At 58.9% G+C, this 24,288-nt stretch carries 25 protein-coding genes and 1 tRNA gene; 13 read left to right on the forward strand and 13 right to left on the reverse strand.

Annotated features, from left to right (window positions below):
• Positions 1–245, forward strand: a 245-nt coding sequence (locus ACN0X0_RS13160) for an integrase core domain-containing protein (protein ID WP_417279524.1), incomplete at its 5' end; no start/stop codon positions are given.
• 592 nt (positions 246–837) lie between these two features.
• Here the strand turns inward: ACN0X0_RS13160 and ACN0X0_RS13165 are convergent.
• Both ACN0X0_RS13165 and ACN0X0_RS13170 read right to left on the reverse strand, forming a co-directional pair.
• A tRNA-Pro gene (locus tag ACN0X0_RS13165) sits at positions 838–914 on the reverse strand.
• A gap of 69 nt (positions 915–983) precedes the next feature.
• A complete protein-coding gene (locus ACN0X0_RS13170; RefSeq protein WP_417279525.1) occupies positions 984–1,928 on the reverse strand; it encodes a DMT family transporter in 945 nt (314 codons plus the stop codon).
• A 104-nt stretch (positions 1,929–2,032) separates the two neighbouring features.
• On the opposite strand from ACN0X0_RS13170, the gene ACN0X0_RS13175 reads away from it, so the two are divergent.
• Entirely contained in the window at positions 2,033–2,320 is a 288-nt protein-coding gene (locus ACN0X0_RS13175; RefSeq protein WP_417279526.1) for a hypothetical protein, read from the forward strand.
• 56 nt (positions 2,321–2,376) lie between these two features.
• Here the strand turns inward: ACN0X0_RS13175 and leuB are convergent, their stop codons facing one another.
• The 3 genes from leuB to ACN0X0_RS13190 all read right to left on the reverse strand — a co-directional run bounded on the left by leuB (position 2,377) and on the right by ACN0X0_RS13190 (position 5,419).
• On the reverse strand, positions 2,377–3,480 hold the full coding sequence (leuB, locus tag ACN0X0_RS13180; RefSeq protein WP_417279527.1) for a 3-isopropylmalate dehydrogenase: 1,104 nt from the start codon (positions 3,478–3,480) through the stop codon (positions 2,377–2,379).
• Between the two features lie 62 nt (positions 3,481–3,542).
• Positions 3,543–4,586: an endonuclease/exonuclease/phosphatase family protein gene (locus tag ACN0X0_RS13185; protein WP_417279528.1), complete on the reverse strand. Its 1,044-nt coding sequence runs from the start codon at positions 4,584–4,586 to the stop codon at positions 3,543–3,545.
• Positions 4,583–5,419, reverse strand: a complete 837-nt coding sequence (locus tag ACN0X0_RS13190; RefSeq protein WP_417279529.1) for a hypothetical protein — start codon at positions 5,417–5,419, stop codon at positions 4,583–4,585. Before ACN0X0_RS13190 ends, ACN0X0_RS13185 begins: the two co-directional genes overlap by 4 nt.
• Positions 5,420–5,777: 358 nt before the next feature.
• Here ACN0X0_RS13190 and ACN0X0_RS13195 point away from each other — a divergent pair, with 358 nt between their 5' ends.
• From ACN0X0_RS13195 to ACN0X0_RS13205, 3 genes are all read left to right on the forward strand, one after another.
• Positions 5,778–6,431 carry a CoA transferase subunit A gene (locus tag ACN0X0_RS13195; RefSeq protein WP_417279530.1) on the forward strand — a complete coding sequence of 218 codons (654 nt, stop codon included), beginning with the start codon at positions 5,778–5,780 and terminating at the stop codon, positions 6,429–6,431.
• An 11-nt stretch (positions 6,432–6,442) separates the two neighbouring features.
• Positions 6,443–7,099, forward strand: coding sequence for a 3-oxoacid CoA-transferase subunit B (locus ACN0X0_RS13200; RefSeq protein ID WP_417279531.1), 657 nt, complete (start codon positions 6,443–6,445; stop codon positions 7,097–7,099).
• A gap of 281 nt (positions 7,100–7,380) precedes the next feature.
• Positions 7,381–7,620: an EF-hand domain-containing protein gene (locus tag ACN0X0_RS13205; protein ID WP_226551304.1), complete on the forward strand. Its 240-nt coding sequence runs from the start codon at positions 7,381–7,383 to the stop codon at positions 7,618–7,620.
• A gap of 40 nt (positions 7,621–7,660) precedes the next feature.
• Here the strand turns inward: ACN0X0_RS13205 and ACN0X0_RS13210 are convergent, their stop codons facing one another.
• Positions 7,661–8,179 (reverse strand): HdeD family acid-resistance protein, encoded by a 519-nt coding sequence (locus ACN0X0_RS13210; protein ID WP_417279532.1) that lies wholly within the window; start codon positions 8,177–8,179, stop codon positions 7,661–7,663.
• A 176-nt stretch (positions 8,180–8,355) separates the two neighbouring features.
• Here ACN0X0_RS13210 and ACN0X0_RS13215 point away from each other — a divergent pair, with 176 nt between their 5' ends.
• A complete protein-coding gene (locus tag ACN0X0_RS13215; RefSeq protein WP_226551299.1) occupies positions 8,356–8,853 on the forward strand; it encodes a hypothetical protein in 498 nt (165 codons plus the stop codon).
• 59 nt (positions 8,854–8,912) lie between these two features.
• Here the strand turns inward: ACN0X0_RS13215 and leuD are convergent, their stop codons facing one another.
• Positions 8,913–9,518 carry a 3-isopropylmalate dehydratase small subunit gene (leuD, locus tag ACN0X0_RS13220; protein ID WP_417279533.1) on the reverse strand — a complete coding sequence of 202 codons (606 nt, stop codon included), beginning with the start codon at positions 9,516–9,518 and terminating at the stop codon, positions 8,913–8,915.
• A 12-nt stretch (positions 9,519–9,530) separates the two neighbouring features.
• Positions 9,531–10,952 carry a 3-isopropylmalate dehydratase large subunit gene (gene leuC, locus ACN0X0_RS13225; RefSeq protein ID WP_417279534.1) on the reverse strand — a complete coding sequence of 474 codons (1,422 nt, stop codon included), beginning with the start codon at positions 10,950–10,952 and terminating at the stop codon, positions 9,531–9,533.
• 259 nt (positions 10,953–11,211) lie between these two features.
• On the opposite strand from leuC, the gene ACN0X0_RS13230 reads away from it, so the two are divergent.
• From ACN0X0_RS13230 to ACN0X0_RS13260, 7 genes are all read left to right on the forward strand, one after another.
• Complete coding sequence (locus tag ACN0X0_RS13230; RefSeq protein ID WP_417279535.1) at positions 11,212–12,528, forward strand: mechanosensitive ion channel family protein; 1,317 nt, start codon at positions 11,212–11,214, stop codon at positions 12,526–12,528.
• A gap of 164 nt (positions 12,529–12,692) precedes the next feature.
• Complete coding sequence (gene rsfS, locus ACN0X0_RS13235; protein WP_417263351.1) at positions 12,693–13,094, forward strand: ribosome silencing factor; 402 nt, start codon at positions 12,693–12,695, stop codon at positions 13,092–13,094.
• The gene (rlmH, locus tag ACN0X0_RS13240; protein ID WP_417279536.1) at positions 13,094–13,564 is read left to right on the forward strand and encodes a 23S rRNA (pseudouridine(1915)-N(3))-methyltransferase RlmH; all 471 of its coding nucleotides are present in this window, start codon (positions 13,094–13,096) and stop codon (positions 13,562–13,564) included. Before rsfS ends, rlmH begins: the two co-directional genes overlap by 1 nt.
• A gap of 104 nt (positions 13,565–13,668) precedes the next feature.
• Positions 13,669–15,195: a 2,3-bisphosphoglycerate-independent phosphoglycerate mutase gene (gpmI, locus tag ACN0X0_RS13245; RefSeq protein ID WP_417279537.1), complete on the forward strand. Its 1,527-nt coding sequence runs from the start codon at positions 13,669–13,671 to the stop codon at positions 15,193–15,195.
• A complete protein-coding gene (locus ACN0X0_RS13250) occupies positions 15,192–16,313 on the forward strand; it encodes a murein hydrolase activator EnvC family protein (RefSeq protein WP_417263353.1) in 1,122 nt (373 codons plus the stop codon). The genes gpmI and ACN0X0_RS13250 overlap by 4 nt, the downstream gene beginning before the upstream one ends.
• A gap of 45 nt (positions 16,314–16,358) precedes the next feature.
• Complete coding sequence (locus ACN0X0_RS13255; RefSeq protein WP_417279538.1) at positions 16,359–17,684, forward strand: S41 family peptidase; 1,326 nt, start codon at positions 16,359–16,361, stop codon at positions 17,682–17,684.
• 66 nt (positions 17,685–17,750) lie between these two features.
• Positions 17,751–18,230, forward strand: coding sequence for an RNA pyrophosphohydrolase (locus ACN0X0_RS13260; protein ID WP_417279539.1), 480 nt, complete (start codon positions 17,751–17,753; stop codon positions 18,228–18,230).
• A gap of 3 nt (positions 18,231–18,233) precedes the next feature.
• Here ACN0X0_RS13260 and ACN0X0_RS13265 read toward each other — a convergent pair whose 3' ends face one another.
• The 5 genes from ACN0X0_RS13265 to dapE form a co-directional block, all read right to left on the reverse strand.
• Complete coding sequence (locus ACN0X0_RS13265; protein WP_417279676.1) at positions 18,234–19,409, reverse strand: lytic murein transglycosylase; 1,176 nt, start codon at positions 19,407–19,409, stop codon at positions 18,234–18,236.
• Between the two features lie 176 nt (positions 19,410–19,585).
• The gene (rnr, locus tag ACN0X0_RS13270; RefSeq protein ID WP_417279540.1) at positions 19,586–21,841 is read right to left on the reverse strand and encodes a ribonuclease R; all 2,256 of its coding nucleotides are present in this window, start codon (positions 21,839–21,841) and stop codon (positions 19,586–19,588) included.
• Positions 21,842–21,903: 62 nt separating this feature from the next.
• The gene (locus ACN0X0_RS13275) at positions 21,904–22,494 is read right to left on the reverse strand and encodes a TIGR04282 family arsenosugar biosynthesis glycosyltransferase (RefSeq protein WP_417279541.1); all 591 of its coding nucleotides are present in this window, start codon (positions 22,492–22,494) and stop codon (positions 21,904–21,906) included.
• Positions 22,491–22,916 (reverse strand): GNAT family N-acetyltransferase, encoded by a 426-nt coding sequence (locus tag ACN0X0_RS13280; protein ID WP_417279542.1) that lies wholly within the window; start codon positions 22,914–22,916, stop codon positions 22,491–22,493. Before ACN0X0_RS13280 ends, ACN0X0_RS13275 begins: the two co-directional genes overlap by 4 nt.
• A complete protein-coding gene (dapE, locus tag ACN0X0_RS13285; protein WP_417279543.1) occupies positions 22,913–24,058 on the reverse strand; it encodes a succinyl-diaminopimelate desuccinylase in 1,146 nt (381 codons plus the stop codon). The genes ACN0X0_RS13280 and dapE overlap by 4 nt, the downstream gene beginning before the upstream one ends.
• Between the last annotated feature and the right edge of the window lie 230 nt (positions 24,059–24,288).

A 24,288-nucleotide genomic window follows, 5' to 3' on the forward strand; every position in this document is an offset into this window, starting at 1 on the left:
GATGGCACCAGACGCTCAAGAACCGCATCCTGCTGGAGAACTACTACCTGCCCGGCGATCTCCGGCGGCAGATCGACGCCTTTGTCGATCACTACAATCACCGGCGTTACCACGAGAGCCTGCAGAACCTTACTCCGGCCGATGTCTACTTCGGGCGCGGCCAGACCATTCTGAAACAACGAGAAAGGATCAAACGGAAGACCATCGAAACGCGACGCTTGCTTCACCGCAAATCCGCCGCATAATCAAACCAACCAGATGAGCCAGACCCTCTCTTAGATCAGGCCGCTAACTGCCCCAAAAACTCTGACGACGGACACATCATCCATCGGATTCAGAATCCTGATGACCTCGGACAGATCAGGCAAATGACGCCCTTTATATCTGATACAGTCCTCAGGAGGCTTCCCTCCTTGCCAAAGCAATACGCCCTCATCTTTGGCAACGCTGTTAACATACCGACGACGTTCAGGGTGCGTGATGCCACTCCGACCCCCAATAGTAATGACACTGAAATTCGAGACCTTTGGTATGTGCCTTCTGATCCAAAATTGGATTGGTAACCCACGGATCAGTTTAGATGTGTTTCTAAGCCTGTGTATGTGAATTTGTTCAATCGCCAATGTCAGCTTTCGCCAACGCGTGTTGGGCAGTTTCCCGGCGGGGCGAAGGTCCGCAATCCGCCCACTCTTATAAAAAAGCTTCACAAGGGATTGAGTTCATAAGATGCTCGACCCCCGAAACCATCTGACGAGAAAAGGTGCCTATTTTATGAGCCAGAGGCAGAACTATGGGGGGCAAAGTGGCAAAACTATGGGGCGTACCCCATGTTTTAATTGGTCGGAGCGAGAGGATTCGAACCTCCGGCCCCTGCCTCCCGAAGACAGTGCTCTACCAGGCTGAGCTACGCTCCGACCGTGACGGGCGGAATATAGCGACAGGCGGGGTTTGGCAAGAGAGAATTCGCGCTTTTGACTCCAATATCATTGAAGTTTTCCGCGTCTGACAAAGGGTGAAATGCGGAAAGAGGCTGCGGACGAGGCGCGCGAGCGGGTTCTGAGCACCGGGGTATTCTCCGAATGTCCGCCGCTGGCTTCCCGGAAGACGATGTAGAGGCCGGAAAGGATGATGATTCCTGCGCCCAGGATGGTTGGCATATCGACGGTTTCGCCAAAGATGAAATAGCCGAAAATCGTGGCCCAGATGATCTGGGAATATTGCATCGGGGCGACGATGGCGGCCTCGGAGGCGCGATAGGCGAGGATAAGGACCACACCGCCCGTAAAGCCCAAAAGCGATACAAGGCCGATAGAGCCCAGATCCATCAAGGGGAGGGGGCGGTAGAAGAAGCTCATCGCCAGCCCCATGACGACGAAATTGGCGATCAAAGGATAGAGCATCAACACGGCCGTGCGCTCTTCGCGGCCGATTTTGCGGACGACGACGGAGGCGAATGCGCCAAAGCCCGCACAGGACAGCGCCGCCATATGGCCCAGAGTGAATTCGGTCCCGCCAGGGCGCAGCACAACGATCACGCCGATCAGGCCCACGATGACAGCGGCCCAGCGGTGAAAGCCCACGCGTTCTCCCAGCACCGGGATCGACAGGATGGTAATGACCAGCGGCGTGGCAAAGATCAGCGCATAGACCTGTGCCAGCGGCAGGACGGAAAAGGCGTAGAACGCAGAGGCCGTGTTGATCATCGCCGCAATGGTGCGAAACAGCGTCCACCAGGGATGGACGGGGCGTAGGTGGCCCTCGGTCCGGTCGCGGATCAGCATGAACATCACCAGAGGGAATGAGAACAGCGTCGAGAAAAAGATGATCTGGAACGGCGCATAGGAGCCGCCCAGGAATTTGATCACCACGTCATGGGTCGAGAACACCGCAAAAGCGGCGAGGGCGTAGAAGGCTCCGGTGATATTCATGCGCTGTCCTGTCTGTTTCGCCATTCACGGTAGCATGTGAGACGGAGCTTTCAAGGCGGCGCAAAGCCTTGTGTCCTGTGACGTGCGTCCCCATGTGATTGCCCATGTATTACACACAGAAATCTGCAACCTGCTGCTATTGTGGGTCGAAAACGGTTTTGACATTGGGCGGAACGACCCGGCACGAGCTGAAATGCTCGGCCTGCGGGGCGCCTTTGTCGCGGATGAAGGCGTTACACAAACCGCAGGCGCCCGTGGCGATCAAAGGCAAGAAGGCGTTTCAAGAAAAACTGTCTGGTCCGAAGAAGACCTCGAAGAAGAAAAAGAAACGCAAATCCACGGCGCATCGGTTGTTCGATATGGCCGAGGATATTTTCGACATTTTCGACTGATGACATAAAAAGGGCGCCTCGATGGAGACGCCCTTTTGCATAAGATGTGGCGAGGCTTAGAGCGAGGCGTCCAGAGCGGCGAGGATCGCGTCGCCCATGCCGGAGGTGGACACCGGGGTGACCCCTTCGTCTGCCAAAAGATCGCCGGTGCGCACACCATCGGCGAGCACTTTCTCAATCGCTTGCTCGAGACGGGTTGCCTCAGCGCCTTCATTGAAGGAGTAGCGCAGCGCCATGGCGAAAGACAGGATACAGGCGATCGGGTTGGCTTTGCCCTGACCTGCGATGTCCGGCGCGGAGCCGTGCACCGGCTCGTACATGGCCTTCGGACGGCCGTTTTCCATCGGCGCGCCCAGCGACGCAGAGGGCAGCATGCCCAGCGAGCCGGTGAGCATCGCCGCACAATCGGAGAGAATGTCGCCGAACAGGTTGTCGGTTACGATCACGTCGAACTGTTTCGGCGCGCGGACCAGCTGCATCGCGCCGTTGTCGGCATACATGTGGGACAGCTCAACCTCGGGGTAATCGGCGGACACTTCGGTGACCACATCGCGCCATAGGATGCCGGCCTCCATCACGTTGGCCTTTTCCATCGAACAGAGTTTCTTGTTGCGCTTCATCGCCAGCTCAAAAGCGGCGATGGCGACGCGACGGATCTCGGATTCGGTGTAGCGCTGGGTGTTGATGCCGATGCGCTCGCCGTCCACCGTGGTGATGCCACGCGGCTCGCCGAAGTAAACGCCAGAGGTCAGTTCGCGCACGATCATGATGTCGAGACCGGCGACGATGTCTTTCTTCAGCGAGGAGAAATCGGCCAGCGCGTCAAAACACTGTGCCGGACGCAGGTTGGCGAACAGGTCCATTTCCTTGCGAAGACGCAACAGGCCGCGTTCCGGTTTCACGGAGAAATCGAGCACGTCGTATTTCGGACCACCCACGGCACCCAAAAGAACGGCATCGACCTCTTGCGCCTTCGCCATGGTCTCATCCGCGAGCGGCACGCCATGTTTGTCGTAGGCTGCACCGCCCACGAGATCCATGGTCACATCGAATTTCAAACCGCGCTTGTCGCCGAACCAGTCGATGATCCGGGTGACTTCGGCCATCACTTCGGGGCCAATGCCGTCACCGGGGAGAATGAGAAGAGAAGGCGTGCTCATGGTCGCGTCCAGTCCTTGGTTTTTTAAGGTTGAAAGCGGCGTAACGACTGCTTGCCGCCTCGTCAAGGAATGGGAGCGATATCAACCCAGACAAGCCCGTGGCGAAAGTCGTTTTCTTTCAGCTCCACTTGGGGCCAGGCGACACCGGCGTCCACGACCGCCAGCTCGGAAGAGGGCAAAACATAGTCCACGCGCAGATTGCCGGGCAGGGGGTCTGTCCAGTCGGCGGTGTCCAGTGCGGGGTCTCCAAGATGGTCTGGATTCGCTTCTGGGCCAGCGTCAGAGCGGGGCTCTACGTCCTTAAAACGCGGGTCTGAAAGCAGCGCTTGCATCACCTCGCGCCGTCCGTCGCCGTCCATGGGGTCGAGATTGCTGTCACCCAACAGGATAAACGCTCCTTCGGGCGGCGGCACCGCCAGGGCACCATCGAGGTAGAGCGACCAGAACCGCGTTTCATCGGCATTGCGGCGCCCGTTGCGATCCTCATCTCCGTCGAACACCGGCGAGGTGGCGGCGTAGGCAAAGAGGTGCAGAGCTGTCTCGTTCCAAAGCACAGGCACATCCCAATGCGCATGAGACGACAGGCGCAGCACGTCCAAATCCTCGGCGTCGAAATACCCCTCCGGCAGAGACGCGTCGGGCAGATCACGCCACAACATTTCGGAGAAATCCCGGATGTCCTCGGTCACGATCGGAAGGCGCGACAGGAGCGCCAGGCCGCCTTGGCCGGTGAACTCGCCATAGGATTGCGCATCCTCGGGTTCACCTAAGCGCCCGTCCTTGTCAAGATCGCGGCCCGTCGGCCGACCCGAATTGCCGAGTCGCGTGAAATGATAGGGATAGCCAAGTTGATCCGCCAAAGCCCTGAGCGCATGACCGTCGAGATCGGTGTCGAAACTTGTGAGCAAAAGCACATCCGGCGCGAGCGCGTCGATGTGCTGGATTGCGGCCATGACCTGTGGATCGTCGCCCTCCAAGATGTCGCGCAGCAAAAGCCCGGGGCCTTTGCGGGTCAGTTCGACCGTCCATGTGGCGACGCGCAATGGCGCTTCAGCGGCCAAAGAGACGGGCAACAGGCATAGGATGAAAATGGCGAGGCGGATCACGCCGGCAGGTGGTCGAGATCGACGCGGGCGTAGGTCTGGCGACGTTTTTCCGCGATCATCGAGGCGATCCGCCCCATGGCGATGCCCCGCATGAAGAGAGATGACGGCAGGAATGCCCATGCTGCAACGGCCCAAATCATGGATTGGTCAGTGGTGACGCCAAGGCCCCCAAAGATGCTTGAGGCCGATTTTAACACCGCAGGGATGAGGAAGGGCAACACAAACCCGATCACGATGTTGAAACGCGCGTCGCGTTTCAGCCGCTCGACCACATCGCCTCCTGCGGTCGGATCGAACGTCGGCAGGTTGATCCAGACATTGAAGGAGCCGGAGCGAGAGGGCCAATGCCCGACCCGCAGCGTGATCAGAAAGATCGACAGCGCCAAAAGCGAAATCAAATAGCTCATCCCCGCCGCTTCGCGCATCATTTCAAGCTCTTGCGCGGAGCTGCCCTCCGGCATCGCGAGGATCATCAGTCGCACGGGCGAATAGGGGAAATCGAGCACATAGCCGATCAGCGCGCCGATGGCGGTGACGAATTCGGTGACGATGGTGGGGCTGTGGGTGCCGCGTGCGATCAGAGACAGCAGCACGATGGTCATGAAAAGCGAGGTGAAACGCACCCGGTTAAATGGCGGTGCGTCGCGAAATTCCACGAGGCCCGGATAGGCGGAGACATATTCGAAAAAGGTCAGAGCCGCGCCAAAGAAAGCGATGAGCGCGACGACCTGTGCGGCATCGTTGGACACATTCGGCAATAGCATGGACGGCATGATGATCAGAACGACCACCAAGAATGCACGCAAAAGCGCTCCCAGCATGCGATGAACCACTGCCCATTTCCCTTCAAACTGGTTGAGTGCGATACGATGCCGCGCTCTTTTCCCATTTTGATCCCGCCAACTATGACGGATTGCCTCAATCTTGCCCAACTTTTGCCTTCTTTCGTATCTGCCAGCAAGGAATGGTTAAGGTTAATCGTTGAATTTGGGCGGTTTCGTGGACAAAGCGGTGCGATTTTGCATCATTGTGGACCGCGCTTGTGGCGCGCTTTGGGCGAGATACCATATCTAGGGCGCTTTCTCACCGGCCTCGGCTTCTCGTGAAAAATGGCGCTTTTTCACATTCTTGACCGAAAGCATGGAAACGCTTTACCTCCCCGGCAACAGAGCAAGCCTTGGAGGAGAAGACATGCATCTGGCCATATCAATCGACGAGGCGGTCGATCTCATCCCGGATGGCGCGACCGTCATGTTGTCGGGCTTCATGGGCGTCGGCGTGCCGGACAGGATTGTCCGCGGGCTGGCGGAGGCGGGCAAAAAGGATCTCACGCTGATTTCCAATGACACGGCGCGCGACACCACTGGCCCCGGCCCGCTGTTCGCCGCAAACTGCGTGCGCAAACTGATTTGTAGCCATATGGGCCTCAACACCATCGTTCAGGCGCAATTCGCCTCGGGCAAATTGGAGGTCGAATTGGTGCCGCAGGGCACGCTGGTCGAACGCATCCGCGCGGCGGGCGTTGGCCTCGGTGGGATTTTGACGCCGACGGGCGTGGGCACCAAGGTTGCGGAGGGCAAGGAGATCATCGAGGTCGATGGCAAATCCTTCCTGCTGGAAAAACCGCTCACGGCCGATTTTGCGCTGATCGCGGCGCGGAGTTGTGATTATGTTGGCAATCTCGCCTACATGCTCACCGCCACGAATTTCAATCCGATCATGGCACTCGCGGGCAATACGGTGATCTGCGAACCCGAAGAGATCGTGCCCGTCGGGATGATCCCGCCCGATCTGGTCAAAACCCCCGGCGTGCTCGTGGATCACGTCATCAAGACCTCGGCATAGGAGCGACAATCATGGACCCGAAAATCCTCATTGCGCGCCGCGTGGCGCAGGAAATCACCCCTCGGAGCCTTGTGAATCTTGGCATCGGCATCCCGACCCTGGTGTCGGATTATCTCGACGAAGACATGGGCGTGTTCTTTCAGGCCGAAAACGGTGCTGTCGGCATGGGGCATCGCCCGCCCGAGGGCATGACGGACCGTCACCTCACCGACGCAGGTGGGCGTTTTGTGTCCTTCGTGCCGGGGGCGTCGACCATCGATTCCGCCTTTTCCTTTGGGCTGATCCGCGGCGGGCATCTTGATCTGACGGTGCTGGGCGCTTTGCAGGTCGATGAAAAGGGGCATCTGGCGAATTGGATGATCCCCGGCCATTACACCCCCGGCATGGGCGGCGCGATGGATCTGGTGACGGGTGCGAAAAAGGTAATCATCGCGATGCAGCACACCGCGAAAGGCGAGGCCAAGATCGTGCCGGAATGCACCCTGCCACTGACCTCTGAGCGTCGTGTCGACCTGATCGTCACGGAACTGGCCGTGTTGAAACCAGAGGACGATGGGCTGCATCTCATTGAACGTGCGCCCAATGTGCCGCTCGAAGTGATCCTTGAGATGACGGAGGCCAAGCTCATTCATGGCGCTGATGTGCCGGAGATGCAGATCGGGTGCTGAGGCAGTAGGCACAACTGTGCACGGATCAAGAGGGGCTTCGGCCCCTCTTTTCAATTCTGGCATCTTGTCGCCGGTTTTCGGCATCAAAACCCGCCGATGTGCCGCAATCCGCCCAAATCTGGGCGACAATGCGCAGCTGTATGGCGGGGCTATGCGCAAAATCTTTCCAATAGTTTCAGCGTCTTGAGCCATTTCATTTTGGGCGTATCTCTCAGGGCAACGGCCCACGGTCGTTTTGAATAGCCCGATAGGGGCACAACAAAACTGAAAGGAAATATGACATGAAACCGATTGCTTTGACCCTTGGCGCACTGACCCTCATGGCCGCTCCGGCTTTTGCTCAGGGCTCGCTGATGGATACGGACGGGAATGGCACCTACTCGATGGAGGAGATGCAAATGGTTTATCCCAGCCTGACGGAAGATGCCTTTGCCGCGATCGATGCCGATGGCGATGGCGAGGTGACCATCGAAGAGCTGGCGGATGCCCAGACGCAGGGCCTGCTTCCCGCGATGGAGTAAGGATCATGGATGCGGCGGCCCGAATGGGTCGCCGCTCTCATCACGATCGGAACTTGCGCAGGAAAAGACCAAATCCGACCAGAGCCGCGCCATCGACCAAAAGCTCGATGCCGAGCAAAAGACCCAAAAGCGACAGCGAGATCGCGGCGAAATTCCCGAGGATATAGCCGCCCAAAAGCACCGTCACGGCGCCCGACAGCAAGAGCATCCAAAACAGCCGACTTTCCCGCATCCGCCAGGCCATCAAAAGCCGGACCACCCCGGAGATCAGCAGGAAGAATGTGATGACGAGGGTCAGAGAGACCGTACCGTCCATCGGATTGGCCACGAAACTGACGCCGATCATCAGGCTGATCAGCCCCCAGATCATCGAAAAGACGCGGTTCTCATGCGCGACGCCGGAGAACCCGGCCCAAAGTTTCGCCGCCCCTGCGACGATAAACAACGTGCCGAGCAAAACGGTGATCGCAAGCGAGGTCGCAACCACATTGCCGAGCGCCAGAAGGCCGAAGAAAAAAGTCAAAACGCCGATTGCGACCCATGTTTTCCAATTCGTCATCTTATTCTCCTGTGCCGCGCATCTTGCTTGGCTTAGGTAAACATGACGCTGCCCTGTAAAAAGGTCTTTGTAAGGGATTTTTCCCGTTGTGCGACGCAATTGAACTTTCGATAATCCGCCGAACATATTTTCGGAGTATCAATATGCCAATCTTACTGGCCCTTCTCGGAGCTGCCGTGACAGCGTTTTTTTACATGAACCGGGCCCGCAATGCGGCGAATGCGGCGTCGGATTTGGTCGGTGTTGCGGATGATATTCGCCTCGCCATTCGGCGTTTCGGCTTTACCCGCAAATCGGGCACGCATCCCGTCGAGCAAATCGACGATGCTCGGATCGCCGTTGCCGCTTTGGTCAAAGCACTCATCGATGAGGCGGGCTATCCGACCTCTGAGCTGATCCTGCAATATGTGATCCGTTTACAAAAGGATCTGCAATTTACCCTTACGGATGCAGAGGAAATCAAGACGCTTTCCGATTGGCTGATTGCGTCCTGTCATGGCACCAGCCCAGCCATCACCCGTCTGGCGCGCAAGCTCTATAAGCTCTCGGGCTCGGAGGGCTACGGTCCGGTCGAGGGTATCCTGACGTCGGTCTATGCGGGCGTCGGTGAGGCGCCGAGTGCAAAGCAATTGGACAGCCTGGCCGAGATACGCCGCCTGATGCGAGCCAAGTAAACTCAATGAAAAACGGCGACCGAAGGGCCGCCGTTCTTTGATCTTAATTCCTGTCGGCCTCAGACCCAGGGACGTGCCTGTGCCATAGTGGCTTCAAAGGCGTCGATGTCTTTGACATGTGCCATGGTCAGACCGATGTCGTCGAGACCTTCGAGCAGGCAGTGTTTCTTGAACGCGTCGACTTCAAACGCGAAGCTTTCGCCGTCCGAGGTGGTGACGGTCTGGGCTTCCAGATCGACGACCATACGAGCGTTCGAGCCTTTCTCGGCGTCCTTCATCAACACATCCACAACCTCTTGCGGCATCACGATCGGCAGGATGCCGTTCTTGAAGCAGTTGTTGTAGAAAATGTCGGCGAAAGATGTGGAGATCACGCATTTGATGCCGAAATCCGCAATCGCCCACGGCGCGTGTTCACGCGAGGAGCCACAGCCAAAGTTGTCGCCCGCCACGAGGATCTGCGTGTCGCGATATTGCGGTTTGTTCAGGACGAAATCGGGGATTTCATTGCCCTGACGGTCATAGCGCATCTCGTCGAACAGGTTCACACCAAGGCCGGAGCGTTTGATGGTTTTCAGGAACACTTTCGGGATGATCATATCCGTGTCGATGTTCACCAGCGGCATGGGGGCCGCGATGCCGGTCAGTTTTTCGAACTTTTCCATTGTAGCGGCTCCTTAGGCGTTTTCAGTCATCATGTCGCGCACATCGGTCAGGTGACCGGTGACGGCGGCAGCGGCGGCCATGGCGGGCGACACGAGGTGCGTGCGACCTTTATAGCCCTGACGCCCCTCGAAGTTGCGGTTCGAGGTGGAGGCACAGCGCTCACCCTCGGACAGCTGATCGGGGTTCATGGCAAGGCACATGGAACACCCGGCCAGACGCCACTCAAACCCGGCCTCTTTGAAGATCTCGGCGAGACCTTCCTCTTCGGCCTGCGCACGCACAAGACCCGAGCCCGGCACGACCATGGCACGCATGCCGTCCTTGATCTTCTTGCCTTTGAGGATCGCGGCGGCGGCACGCAGGTCTTCGATCCGACCGTTGGTGCAGGAGCCGATGAACACGGTGTCGATCTGGATGTCGGTCAGTTTCTGACCCGCCTCCAAACCCATGTACTCGATGGCGCGTTTCGCCGCGTCCACCTTGCCGCCTTTGAACGACTCGGGCGCAGGGACAACAGCAGAGATCGGCAGAACGTCCTCGGGCGAGGTGCCCCAGGTCACAACCGGCTCGATCTCTTCGCCTTTCAGCGTCACGACCTTGTCGAAATGCGCGCCTTCGTCGGTGTAGAGGGTCTTCCACCAGTTCAGAGCGGCCTCGAACTGCGCGCCTTTCGGGGCGTGCGGGCGGCCTTTGACGTATTCGAACGTGGTTTCGTCCGGCGCGATGAGACCGGCGCGGGCGCCGCCTTCGATCGCCATGTTACAGACGGTCATGCGGCCTTCCATCGACAGATCGCGGATCGCTTCGCCGCAATATTCGATCACGTAGCCGGTGCCACCGGCGGTGCCGGTTTCGCCGATCACGGCGAGCGTGATGTCCTTGGCGGTCACGCCGGGGCGCAGCTTGCCGGTGATTTCCACCTTCATGTTCTTGGACTTCTTCTGGATCAGCGTTTGCGTTGCCAGAACGTGCTCCACCTCAGAGGTGCCGATGCCGTGGGCCAGCGCGCCAAACGCGCCGTGAGTCGCGGTATGGGAGTCGCCGCAAACAACGGTCATGCCGGGCAGGGTCCAACCCTGTTCCGGGCCGACGATGTGCACGATGCCCTGACGCACGTCAGAGACCGGGTAGTAGTTCACGCCGAACTCTTTCGCGTTCTTGTCGAGGGCTTCGACCTGAATGCGGCTTTCTTCGTTGGCGATCACACCGGACACGCGGTCCAAAGTGGTCGGCACGTTGTGGTCCGGCACGGCGATGGTTTTTTCCGGCGCGCGCACTTGGCGGCCCGCAATGCGCAGGCCTTCAAAGGCCTGAGGCGAGGTCACTTCGTGGACGAGGTGGCGGTCGATATAGAGCAGGCAGGTGCCATCCTCTTGCTCATGGGCCACATGGGCGTCCCAGATTTTATCATAGAGTGTCTTCGGGGCGGTCATTTCGCTCTCCCGTGGATGTGCTTTGAAATTGGAAGTTTTGGATCAGGCGCGCGGACACGCTGAAAGGTCCGACATCAAAGTCGGGCTAGCACGGATTGCATTGCGCCGTGGAAACGCCACGGCAACCATGCACGGTCTGCGATCTCAAACATACGTTCCATGGCGCTGACATATAGCTTGCCCGCGAGTCTCGCAAGAGAGATGCGCTTGCGGCCACGCGCAGGGCTATGCAAAGCTGAAAAGAAAACGGGAGAACGGCGTGGATCCAACACAGATCAGCACCCTTTTGGGCGAGACGGGCAGCGATGTGCTGACCTTTCTTGAGGGGCTGCTCCGGCGCTGGAATCTCTATCAGATCGGGATTTCTCTGGTTGCGCTGAGTGTTGCGCTGGTCTGTGGGAAATATCTGCGAACCCGAATGCGCGATTGGATGCGCGGCCTCGAAGGGCGTCCGAAATGGCAACTCCGCTGGCTGTTGGCGATTGAAAAGCGGCTGGTGCTGATCGTCTGGGCGATGCTGCTTTGGAGCATTTACGCCGTGATGCATGAGGTCACCTGGCCCTCTCGCTCCTATCTGATCGCGATTTTGGCCAGAATCGTCTCTGCCTGGGTTGCGGTCGAGCTGGTCGTGCAGTTGGTGAAAAACCGTGCCTTGCGGCGCTTGGTGCGCTGGGGGCTTTGGGCCTATGTGACGCTCTATTTCTTTGGCGGCATCGAGTGGGCGGCGGAGTTTCTCGATTCTGTCGCCATCACTTTTGGCAACTTCCGCATGTCTGCGTTGGCGGTGCTCAAGGCACTGGTGGTCACCGGCGTGCTCTTTACCTTCGCACGGCTCATTTCGGGGCAAACATCGACCCAAATCCGGCGCAATGAGGATATCTCGCCCTCAATGAAAGAGCTGATCATCAAGGTGGTGCAGCTCGCTTTGTTCGGTTCGGCGTTTTTCATCGGGCTCAAGGCCGTGGGGTTTGATCTTACGGGGCTTGCGGTGCTTTCGGGCGCGATTGGGGTCGGTTTGGGCTTTGGTCTGCAAAAGGTGGTGTCGAATCTCATCTCGGGTGTGATCATTCTCTTGGACAAGTCGATCAAGCCCGGTGATGTGATCTCTCTGGGCGAGACCTTTGGCTGGATCAACGCGCTGGGCGCGCGCTATGCCTCGATCACCACGCGGGACGGTAAGGAATACCTGATCCCGAACGAAGATCTGATCACCGGTCAGGTGGTGAACTGGTCGCATACGAATGATTTTGTGCGGCTCGACATCTATTTCGGTACGGCTTACGGCGACGACCCGCATCTGGTGCGCAAGGTGGCGATTGAGGCCGCGCAGACTGTGGACCGTGTGCTGACGACCAAGCCGCCTGTCTGTCATATCGTGGGCTTTGGCGACAGCTCGGTGGATTACATCCTGCGGTTCTGGATCACCGATCCCACGGGCGGGCTCACCAATGTGCGCGGCAATGTCTATTTGGCGCTATGGGATGCGTTCAAAGCCAACGATATTTCCATCCCCTTCCCGCAACGCGAAGTGCGCGTGCTGGATGGCTCGACCCTTGCGACGAAGGCGTTGGACTGAACGTCTGATGGGGAAGTTGCGCCCAAATATTGAGATTTCACCAGAGCGATGCTATCTTTAACCTATGCCCAGTGCCGGGGCCGACCGGCGCGTATCCCAAGGAGGACTATGTCCTGTCTCACGCACAGAGCGCGGCAAACAGCGCCGCAACCCCGGAGGCGCCCATGACGGGAGCCATGCCGGTGAAGATCGGAGGCGAGCAACTGCTCGATTTCGTTACCTCTTTCCTTGATCAAGACAAAGCCGAAGACCTCGTGTCCATTGCCCTTAAGGGCAAATCCGAAGTGGCCGATTACATGGTCATTTGCTCGGGTCGTTCGACGCGTCAGGTGTCCGCGATGGCGGAAAAACTGTCCGACACGCTGAAACAGCAGTTCGGTATTTTCTCGCGTGTCGAGGGCAAGGAACAGGGCGACTGGGTGCTGATCGACGCAGGCGATGTGATCATTCACATCTTCCGTCCGGAAGTGCGCGATTTCTACCAGCTCGAGAAAATGTGGATGTCCCCGGAAGAGGCCAAAGAGGCGCTTAAGGGCAAAGCCACCGAAGTGTCGACCGAGAGCTGATGCGCGTTCATATTTGCGCCGTGGGCCGGCTGCGTGCCGGTCCTGAGGCGGCGCTGATCGACGATTATACCACCCGGTTCGACCGCACCGGGCGCGCGCTGGGCCTCGGCCCTCTGACCATCTCGGAAGTCGAAGACAAGAAAGGCGGCGGCATGAAGGCCGAAGCCGATCTGTTGCAGCGCGCCCTGCCGAAAGGGGCCGTCATCGTCACGATGGACGAGCGCGGCAAGATTGTGTCCTCGCCCGAATTTTCCAGCAAACTGGCGGAATGGCGTGATGCTGGGCGCTCTGATGTGGCTTTCGTCATCGGTGGCGCGGATGGCATCGACCCGAGCCTGCGCGCGCAGGCGGATTTCTCGATCTCGCTGGGGAAAATGGTCTGGCCCCACATGCTGGCCCGCGCGATGCTGACCGAACAGCTGTATCGCGCCGCCTCTATTCTGGCCGGATCGCCCTATCATCGGGTGTAGTGAGAGTATTTTTGCCAAGAAGAAGCGCAAAGCGGTTCAAACGCGCGCGGTGGCGCGTTAGATAGGGGCAAAGAGGTCGTTCTCTTATTGTAAAGGAGCCCGCCATGGCCGCGCCGAAACCCGTTGTTCTTTGCATTCTCGATGGTTGGGGTATTGGTCCGACGCCTGAAGCCAACGCGCCGGTTCTGGCGAAGACGCCGAATTTCGATCGGCTGATGGCGGAGTGTCCGAACAACACCTTGATCACCTTCGGGCCGGATGTGGGGCTGCCGACCGGACAGATGGGCAACTCCGAAGTGGGGCACACCAACATCGGTGCAGGGCGCGTGGTGGCGATGGATTTGGGTCAGATTGATCTGGCCATCGAAGACGGATCTTTCTTTAAAAACGAGGCCATTGTGCGCTTTGCCAAGACCGTTAAAGAGGCGGGCGGCACGGCGCATCTGATGGGGGTGATCTCCGACGGTGGCGTGCATGGGCATATCGAACATACGCTGGCCGCCGCGCAGGCAATCACCGATCTCGGTGTGCCGGTTGTGATCCACGCAATCACCGACGGGCGTGATGTGGCGCCGCAATCCGCCGCCAAGTTCATGGCCGACTTTGCAAGTCGCCTGCCGGAATTCGCCACCATCGGCACGGTGATCGGGCGCTATTATGCGATGGACCGCGACAACCGTTGGGAGCGCGTGTCTCAGGCCTATGAGGCGATGGCCAAAGGCATCGGCGTGGAGCGTGCCGCGACGGCGCTTGAGGCGGTGGAAAACTCCTACGCGCGCGGCGATACCGACGAGTTCGTCAAGGCGACCGTGATCGGGAGCTATGACGGCATCGTCGATGGTGACGGCTTTTTCTGCAACAATTTCCGGGCCGACCGGGCGCGTGAGATTTTGCGTGCGATTGGCGAGCCGGAGTTCGCGGATTTCGACACCGGCCCGCGTCCGACCTATTCGGAGCTCTTGGGCATGGTGGAATATTCCACCGGCCACAACGCCTATATGCAGACCGCCTACCCGCCGCGTGACATCAAGAACACGCTGGGGGAATGGGTCGCGAAACACGGGTTGAAACAGTTCCGTCTGGCCGAAACCGAGAAATATCCGCATGTCACCTTCTTCCTCAATGGCGGCAAGGAAGTGCCGGAGGAGGGCGAAGACCGCTTCATGCCGCAATCGCCGAAAGTCGCGACCTATGATCTTCAGCCGGAGATGAGCGAGCCGGAAGTGGCAGAGAAATTCGTCTGGGCCATCGATGAGGGCTACGACCTGATTGTCACCAATTTCGCCAACCCCGATATGGTCGGGCACACAGGGATTCTGGAGGCCGCGATGGCCGCCTGTGAGGCGGTGGATGACGGTCTGGGCAAGGTGGTCGCTGAGCTGGAAAAAGTTGGCGGAGCGATGTTGATAATCGCGGATCACGGCAATTGCGAGACCATGGTCGATCCGGTGACCGGCGGGCCGCACACCGCGCATACCACGAACCCGGTGCCGGTGATCCTGTTTGGCGGACCCAAAGGCGTGTCGCTGCGCGATGGCGGGCGGCTGGCCGATGTGGCGCCGACGATCCTTGAGCTGATGGGATTGCCGCAGCCGAAGGAAATGACGGGTGTGAGTCTCATCGTCAAATGAAGACCCTGATCGCAGCCTTTGCCTTGGTGCTGGCCACGCCGGTCATGGCCCAGGAAAGCCCGGCGGCTCTGGCCGAGCTGGCGGTTGCGCAATTCAACGATGCGCATAGCCGCTTGGAAGCCGCAGAGTCCGCGCCGGACAGGGTCAAGGCCCTGACAGGTGTCGTGCGCGCCTACGAAGATGGTCTCGAAGCCATGCGTTCGGGTCTAAGACAGGTGTCTTTGCGCGAAAGTGAGCTGTCGCGTGAGTTCACCGATGAAAGCGGGCAATATGCCCAGCTTTTGGGTATTCTCATCGGCATGAAACCGGACGCTTCGCCCGAAGCTTTGGTGCATCCGAACGGTCCTCTGGGGCAGGCGCGCGCGGGCATGTTGGTGGCCTCCGTTGCGCCCTCGGTTCAGGCCGAGGTCGAAGACATGCGCATCCGGCTCGAAGAGGTGCAAATCCTGCGCGAGTTGCAGAGCGAGGCCTTGGCGACTCTGTCGCAAGGCCTTCAGGACGTGCAACAGGCGCGCACCGATCTGTCGCAGGCCATGTCGGATCGCACCGATCTGCCACGCCGTTTCACGATGGACCCAGAACGGATCAAGACGCTCATTGACAGCTCGGAAACGCTCGAAGCCTTTGCCTCGGGTCTGGCTGTGATGGATGTGGTGGATGGGATTGCGCCCATGCCAGCGATGGAGCCGGGCACATGGGAGGCCCCCGTGCCGGGGCGACCGTTGCGGGGCTATGAAGAGGCCGATGCGGCGGGGGTAAAACGTCCGGGCTGGCTCTGGGCGACGCGGCCCTTGTCGTTGGTGACCACACCTTGGCCCGCCACCGTGCGCTATAAGGGACCGTTTCTCGACTACGGAAACGTGATCATCCTTGAGCCCGGAAATGATCTATTGCTCATTCTGGCCGGGCTGGATGAGGTCTATGGTGATGTCGGCGCGGTTATTCCCGCTGGGACGGCCGTGGGTCTCATGGGGGGCGCATCCCCCGATCTCGACGACTTTGTCAAAAATGCCACCCAAGGCACTGGCGCGAGTCTGTCGGAGACGCTTTATATAGAGGTAAGAGAGGGCGGTCGGCCCGTGAACCCGGAACGGTGGTTCGCTGGTGGTCCGCTTTGAGACGATCCAGAACTTGCAGATGTGGGTTCGTGAGAGAGGAATGAGATGAAAAAATACATGATGGCTGGCGTGGCCGGCATCCTTGCAGGCACGTTGATCTCGACCCAGTTCGCGGGGCCGCTTTTGGCGCAGGAGGCGGAAAAATCGTCGAATGTCTATGAACAGCTCGACCTGTTCGGCGATGTGTTCGAACGCATCCGCGCGCAATATGTCGAAGAGGTCGATGCAGAGGAACTGGTCGAGGCGGCGATTGACGGCATGCTCTCTTCGCTCGATCCGCATTCGTCTTACCTGTCGCCGAAAGACGCCGAAGACATGCGGGTGCAGACCTCCGGCTCCTTTGGCGGTCTTGGTATCGAGGTGACCCAAGAAGAGGGCTTTGTCAAAGTCGTCGCGCCCATGGATGGGACGCCCGCGGACATCGCCGGCATCGAAGCGGGTGATTTCATCACCGGCGTGGACGGTCAAAGCGTTCTGGGCATGACTTTGGACGAAACTGTGGAGATGATGCGCGGGCCGGTCGGCTCCGAGATTATTATCACCGTGGTGCGCGAAGGCGTCGAAGAGCCGTTTGACGTTTCGATCATCCGCGACACGATCAAACTCACCGCCGTGCGCTCGCGTGTCGAAGATCATGCTATCGTGCTGCGTGTCACGACCTTTAACGACCAGACCTATCCGAACCTGGAAAGCGGGTTGAAAGAGGGGATTGAAGAACTGGGTGGCATCGACAATGTCGACGGCATCATCGTCGATCTGCGCAACAACCCGGGCGGTCTTTTGGATCAGGCGATCAAGGTCTCTGACGCCTTCCTCGACGAGGGTGAGATCGTCTCGACCCGTGGCCGTTCCCCCGAAGAAAGCACGCGCGTGAACGCCACAGCGGGCGATCTGGCCGAGGGCAAACCGATTGTCGTGCTGATCAACGGCGGCTCTGCCTCGGCGTCCGAGATTGTGTCCGGCGCGCTTCAGGATCATCACCGCGCGGTTGTGGTAGGCACCAAATCTTTCGGCAAGGGTTCGGTTCAGACCGTCATGCCGCTGCGCTCCGAGGGCGCCATGCGTCTCACGACCGCGCGCTATTATACGCCGTCGGGTCGTTCGATTCAGGCGCTGGGCATTTCGCCCGACATCGTTGTACAGCAACCGCCGCGCCAGCCTGTCACGGAAGAGACGGAGGACACGCCAACCTTCCGCTCCGAGGCCGATCTGCGTGGGGCGCTGGACAATGACAGCCTGACCGAAGACGAACGTGCCAAGATCGAAGAGGAACGCGCCGCCGCCGAAGAGGCCGCGAAACTGCGCGATGAGGACTTCCAACTGGCCTATGCGATCGACCTTTTGAAAGGTCTGTCGAAAATCGGCAACTGATCCCACACAACTGAACTTATAAGGGGGCGCATTGAGCGCCCCTTTTACTGAAGGCAAAGAAGACCCATGAGCACAGATTTCTCCACGCTTCCCTATCGCCCGTGTGTGGGCGTCATGTTGTTGAACGACAAAGGCGAGGTCTTTGTTGGCGAGCGCATCGACACGCCGGGTGCTTGGCAAATGCCGCAGGGCGGGATTGATCCGGGCGAGATGCCGCAAGAGGCGGCGCTGCGGGAGTTGTGGGAAGAGATCGGGGTGACCGCGGATCAGGTCGAGGTCGTTGCGCAGACCTCGGATTGGCTGACCTATGATTTGCCGGATTACCTTTTGGGGAAGGTCTGGAAGGGCAAATATCGCGGCCAGAAACAGCTCTGGTTCGTGCTGCGACTGACGGGGTCGGAAACCATGATCAATATCGAGACGGATCACCCGGAGTTCGGTCAGTGGAAATGGTCAAATTCGGCCGAATTGGTCTCTGATATCGTGCCGTTCAAGCGTGACATCTACGAGGCATTGGTGGCCGAGTTCTCCGGCCACCTTGCCTAGAAATCAGCGCAGTTGTTTCAGCAATTCCTGTGACGGATAGCCGTCGGGGGTGACCCCGATGGAGGTCTGAAACGCACGGATGGCATTGATCGTGTTCGGACCGATGATGCCGTCCACCTTGTCGTCCAAAAAGCCTTTGCGCGTCAAAATCCGCTGCATTTTCTTCTTTTCATCGAAGGACAGCGGCTGATACCCGCGCGGCCAGGAGGCCTGAATAGCAGGCCCGCCCTTGAGCCGATCCGACAGGTGACCGACGCCGATCACATAAGCATCGGCTTTGTTGTACCGTTCGATCACCGCGAAGTTGTCAAAGATCATGAAAGCGGCCCCTGCAGAGCCTGCGGGCAAGAGGATCGAGGCGCGGCCATAGTTCGGCACAGCCTTGCCATCGACCCCAACCACGCCCAAAGCGGCCCAATCCGCGGGGCTGCGCATATTGTTCCGACGCGCGGAACTATAGTCGAATCCACGCGGAAGACGTACTTCGACGCCCCAAGGCTGACCCTTGTTCCAGCCATGCCGCGCGAGATAGGCGGCGGTGGAGGCCAGTGCATCCGTCGGGTCATCCGACCAGATGTCCCGCTTGCCATCGCCATCGCCATCGACCGCGAAGGCCTCAAAGGACGTCGGAATGAACTGGGTGTGCCCCATGGCGCCCGCCCAGCTGCCCTTCATATTGCGCGGATGCGTGTCGCCTTTTTGAAGAATTTTCAGAGCTGCGATGAGCTGTTGCTCGAAAAACGCGCCGCGCCGCCCGTCATAGGCCAGCGTCGCCATCGCCTCGATCACATTGATGTCGCCGCGATGTTCGCCGTAAGCGCTTTCAAGCCCCCAGACAGCCGCCACGACATATTTATCGACACCAAAGCGGCGCTCGATCGCATCCAACGTGCGTGCATGTTGGCGCATCGCTTTCTGGCCGTTCGAGACGCGGGTGGGGGAGGCGGCGCTGTCGAGATAGTCCCAGATCTGCCGGGTGAACTCGGATTGCCGACGGTCTTTGGCGATCACATCCGTGTTGTAGTGAACGCCGCGAAACGCCTGCGTCAGCACTGTTTCGGAAATGCCTTCGCGCCGCGCACGCTGTTTGAAATTCGTGATCCAAGTCTCGAATCCGGCCTGAGATGCCACATTTTGCACCAAATGAGCTCCTGGAAGTTGGGGCGGGGTTTCGATCATTCGACCCGGCGTTTGCGCCGACATTGAGGACAGGCCAAGGCTGAGAAAAATACCGGCGGCACCAAGAACAAGAGAACGCATACTGACTGCTCCATTTTAATTTTGTCTCAGGCTAAACTGAATCGGCCTGTGGCTTGAACAGGACAAATCGCGGGCGGCAAATTTCCGCTGCGATCTTATTTCCTGCGGCGCTGTACCTTTTTCTGTATCTTGGCTTTTTTGGCTTTGCTCTTGTTGTACTTGCGCGATACTGGTCGACCTTTGGCGCGACGCGGGCCACGGGGCAACATGGCGCCATCGACGGACAGAAGTTCCAGCTCCAGCCCCCCGGTCACAGGCACAGCCTCGGCGATCCGAACGGTGACCTTTTGCCCGATGGAAATTACAATGCCCGTATCGGCGCCCATGAGGGTCTGTTCTTCCGGATCGAAATGGAAAAACTCCGCGCCCATGGTGCGCACGGGCACCAACCCATCGGCACCGGTTTCATCCAGTTTGACGAAGGCGCCGAATTTTTGAATGCCGGAAATATGCCCGGTCATCTCATTGCCAACACGCTCGCTCAGATAGGCGGCGAGGTAGCGATCATTCGTGTCACGCTCCGCCGTCATCGACCGGCGCTCGGTCTCTGAGATGTGTTTTGCGGTGGATTCGAGCCTGTCTATCTCTTCGGGAGACAGCCCATCCTTGCCCCAACCATGCGCCGAGATTAGCGCGCGGTGCACGATCAAATCGGCATAACGCCGGATCGGCGAGGTGAAATGCGCGTAGGACCGAAGCGCCAGCCCGAAGTGCCCGTAGTTCTCAGGGTGGTAATAGGCCTGTGTCATCGAGCGCAGGGTCGAAATGTTGATCAGCTCGTCATGATCGGTGCCCTCGGCCTGTGCCAAAAGCTTGTTCAGATGGGAGGTGTGGATCACCTGACCTTTGGCCAGCGTAAAGCCGGAAGACTGGGCCACCTCACGCAGCGCATCCATCTTTTCGTCCGAGGGCTCCTCGTGCACACGATACAAAAGCGGCCGATTGCGATGGAACAGCTCCTCGGCTGCGGCCACATTGGCCAGCACCATGAACTCTTCGATCAGCTTATGTGCATCGTAACGCTCTGCCAGCGCCACGGAGCTGACTCGCCCATCTTCACCCAGCACGATCTTGCGCTCGGGAAGATCCAAATCCAGCGGTTGACGGGCTTTTCGGGCACGTTTGAGAGCCTCATAGGCCTCGAACAGCGGGTTGATCACCTTGTCCATCAGCGGGCCGCAGGCCTCGTTGATCTGACCGTCACGGGCGGCCTGGACCTCGGCGTAGTTCAGAGAGGCGGCAGATTTCATCAAGCCGCGCAGAAAGCGATGCGATAGCTTTTTACCATCCGCATCGATGACCATCCGCACAGCAAGGCAGGCGCGCGGCACACCTTCGTGAAGCGAACAGAGATCGCCAGACAGACGATCCGGCAGCATCGGCACGACGCGGTCCGGGAAATAAGTCGAGTTGCCCCGATTCCAGGCCTCACGATCCAGCGCTGAACCGGGCGTCACGTAATGCGCGACATCGGCAATGGCGACCCAAAGGATAAAGCCCCCTTCATTCTTCGGATCAGGGTCGAACTCGGCCCAAACTGCGTCATCGTGGTCCCGCGCATCCGCCGGGTCGATGGTCACAAGCGGCAGGTCACGAAGGTCCTCGCGCCCCTTCAACCCTGCAGGTCTGGCCTTGTCGGCCTCCGCAATGACCTCGTCCGGGAAATCATCCGGGATGCCGTGTTGATGGATCGCGATGAGAGAGACGGCTTTGGGTTCCGACGGATCACCCAGACGGGTGATGATCCGCGCTTGCGGCAGCCCCATCCGGTTTTTCGGGCCGGACTGTTCGGCCTCGACGAGCTCGCCGTCCTTGGCGCCGTAGTCGTTGCCGGACCGCACGAGAAAGTCTTTGTCGCTCCCCTTGTCGATGGGCACAACGCGACCGCCTTCGGCATCTTTTCTGTAAATTCCAAGGATTTTACGTGGATTAGAGCCTATTTTCCGGATCAGACGTGCCACATATTGATGGTCTTCGCCTTTGACCTCTTGAAGTTTGGCAAGGATGCGTTCGCCCTCTCCAAGCGCGGGATCACTCTCTCGAAGAGACATCAAAACGCGGGGCTCCGGGCCGTCGCCAGCCCATTCCAGCGGACGCGCAAACAAATCGCCATCGCGATCAGGCGCCAAGATGGAAAGCACGGAGACGGGCGGCAATTTATCGGGATCGCGATAGGTCTTGCGCTGTTTGCGAAGATGTCCCTCGTCCTCAAGCTCCTTGAGAACGCGTTTCAAATCGATCCGCGCGGCGCCTTTGATGCCGAAAGCCTTGGCAATATCGCGTTTTGCGGTTTGGGTCGGGTTGTCGGAAATCCATTGGAGGATTTCGTCCTTAGTCGGGATCCTGCTCATACGGTGATTCTACCATGAGCCGATGCGCCTCACCACTGGCAAAGCACGCTGTCGCGAGGATTTCACAGACGGGCCACCCATTGCGCATAATCCGCGCCGGTGTCGATGTCGGAAAGCGTCTCTAATTCAGCCCAATTCAGAGATTTGGCTGAGGCAATCGTGTCTGCTTTGGCCCATTCTGTCGACCAGCGCACATGATCCAGAAAACCGGTCGGTTGTTGCGCAGGATGACGTAGGCCGATCAGCCAATATCCACCATCCGTGGCGGGCCCGAGGCAGGCAGTATGCGACCCTAATGCAGCGAAAGCGGCGGCAATATGGGACTTTTCGATGTCGGGTATATCTGACCCGATGAGGCAGGTCGGGCGTGGCGCCATGCGGCGCAAGGCACGCGCCATGCGTTGGCCGAGATGTCCCGGTCCTTGTGGAATGCGGGGAAAATGCTCTGGCCAGAATGAACTTTGCACCCCGTCACGGTCTGGTGTGACGGCGAGGACCGTGTCCCATCGCGGATCGGTCAGGTTGCGGAGTGTCCTCAGAGCCTGATGCCGATACCACCATGTCGCCTGAATAAGACCCGAATCCCGCGCAAGACGGGTTTTTACCCGACCTGCACGCGGTTCTTTCACCATGACGATCAGGCAGGGTCTCACAGGACCAACACCATATCCTGATGCGGGATGCCGCCGTCGAGATATTCCTCGCCGATGACGTGAAATCCGAAGCGTTCATAAAACCCGATGGCATGGGTCTGGGCGCCGAGTTTGGCTTGTTTGAGGTGAGGACGCTGTTTGAGCTCTGTGAGGCATGTTTCAATCAAACGTGCTCCAAGACCCGTTCCGCGTTGCGATTTTTCGACACAAACCCGGCCGATTTTGCCGATTTCGCCAGCTTCATAGACGCGTGCGGTGCCGACAGGTGTGCCGTTTTCATCGGTGGCCAGAAAATGTGTGGAGACGGGGTCCAGATCGTCGAGTTCTTCCTCGACAGGAACCTTTTGCTCTTCGACAAAAACGGTCATTCTGAGATCGAGGCAGGCTTGGACATCTTCAGTCTTTGAGATTGTGACGGTCATGCAAAATAGTCTCTCATCAGGCGGGAATAGACAGTCTTGAGCGCATTGATGTGCTCGACCTCCACATGCTCGTCGACCTTATGCATGGTCTTGCCAACCAGCCCGAATTCAACCACGGGGCAGTGGTTTTTGATAAAGCGCGCATCCGATGTTCCGCCCGTCGTGGACAGGATCGGGGTCACACCCGTTTCCTTGGCAACGGCATTCGCCACCATGTCGACAAACGCCCCGGGCGGCGTCAAAAAGCTTTCGCCCGAAATCTGGAACTCTACATCGATCTCGATGCCGGTGCGCTCAGTGGCGGTCTTGGCCTTTGCACGCATCCAATCGCTGAGAGAGGCGCCGCTATGTGCATCGTTGAAGCGGATGTTGACGGTGGACTGGGCCTGCGCGGGCACGACGTTGGTGGCGGCATTGCCAACATCAAAGGTCGTGACTTCGAGGTTGGAAGGATCGAAATGCTCCGTTCCCTGATCAAGACTATGCGCCGACAGCTCCGCCATGAGGCTGGCCAGAACGGGGACGGGATTGTTGGTCTGCTGCGGGTAGGCGACATGCCCCTGCGTGCCGCGCGCGGTAAAGTAGCCTGTGATCGACCCACGGCGTCCGATTTTCATCATCTCGCCCATGGTGTTCGGACAGGTCGGTTCGCCAACGATACAGTCGGTCATCACCTCTCCTGTCGCGTCCATAAAGTCCAACAGCGCGATGGTGCCGTCTGTCGCATCGCCTTCCTCATCGCCCGTGATGGTGATGATGATTGCAGTGTCTTTCGGCGGGGTTTGGGTCGCATAATCGCAGGCCGCGGCCACGAAAGCGGCGACCCCGGACTTCATATCGGTCGCTCCCCGTCCCCAAAGCTTGCCGTCCTTGATTTCGCCTCCAAAGGGGTTGCAGGTCCAAGCCGCCTCATCCCCCACCGGAACCACATCCGTATGGCCGTTAAAGCCCAGTGTGCGCGGAGCGGCCTTATCGCCCCAGCGAGCAAAAAGGTTTGGCGTGCCGTTGCGGTCCACCCGAGTGCAGGCAAACCCGGCCTCCGTCAAAGTTTTATCGAGCAGCTCCAGCGCACCACCTTCAATCGGCGTCACGCTTGGGCAGCGAATGAGGGCGGCGGTCAAATCGACGGGGTCTAGGGGCATGAGGCGTCCTTTGGCAGTGTTCCCCTGTAGAGTTACCGAGGCCAGCGCCGAGGGGCAATGCGAAGCTTGTGCCGTGAGGGCGATACCGAACAGGACGACCATGAGGCTTATGCGACACGAAGTCGTTGCACTTATGTCACCTCGGTATTTCTGACCTTTAATGCGGGCCTCCTCTCATGATCGACGATTGAAAGAGACCCGTGGGCTATGCCATATGCGCAGATAGATGA

Source organism: Celeribacter sp. (assembly GCF_048270365.1).
Taxonomy (GTDB): domain Bacteria; phylum Pseudomonadota; class Alphaproteobacteria; order Rhodobacterales; family Rhodobacteraceae; genus Celeribacter.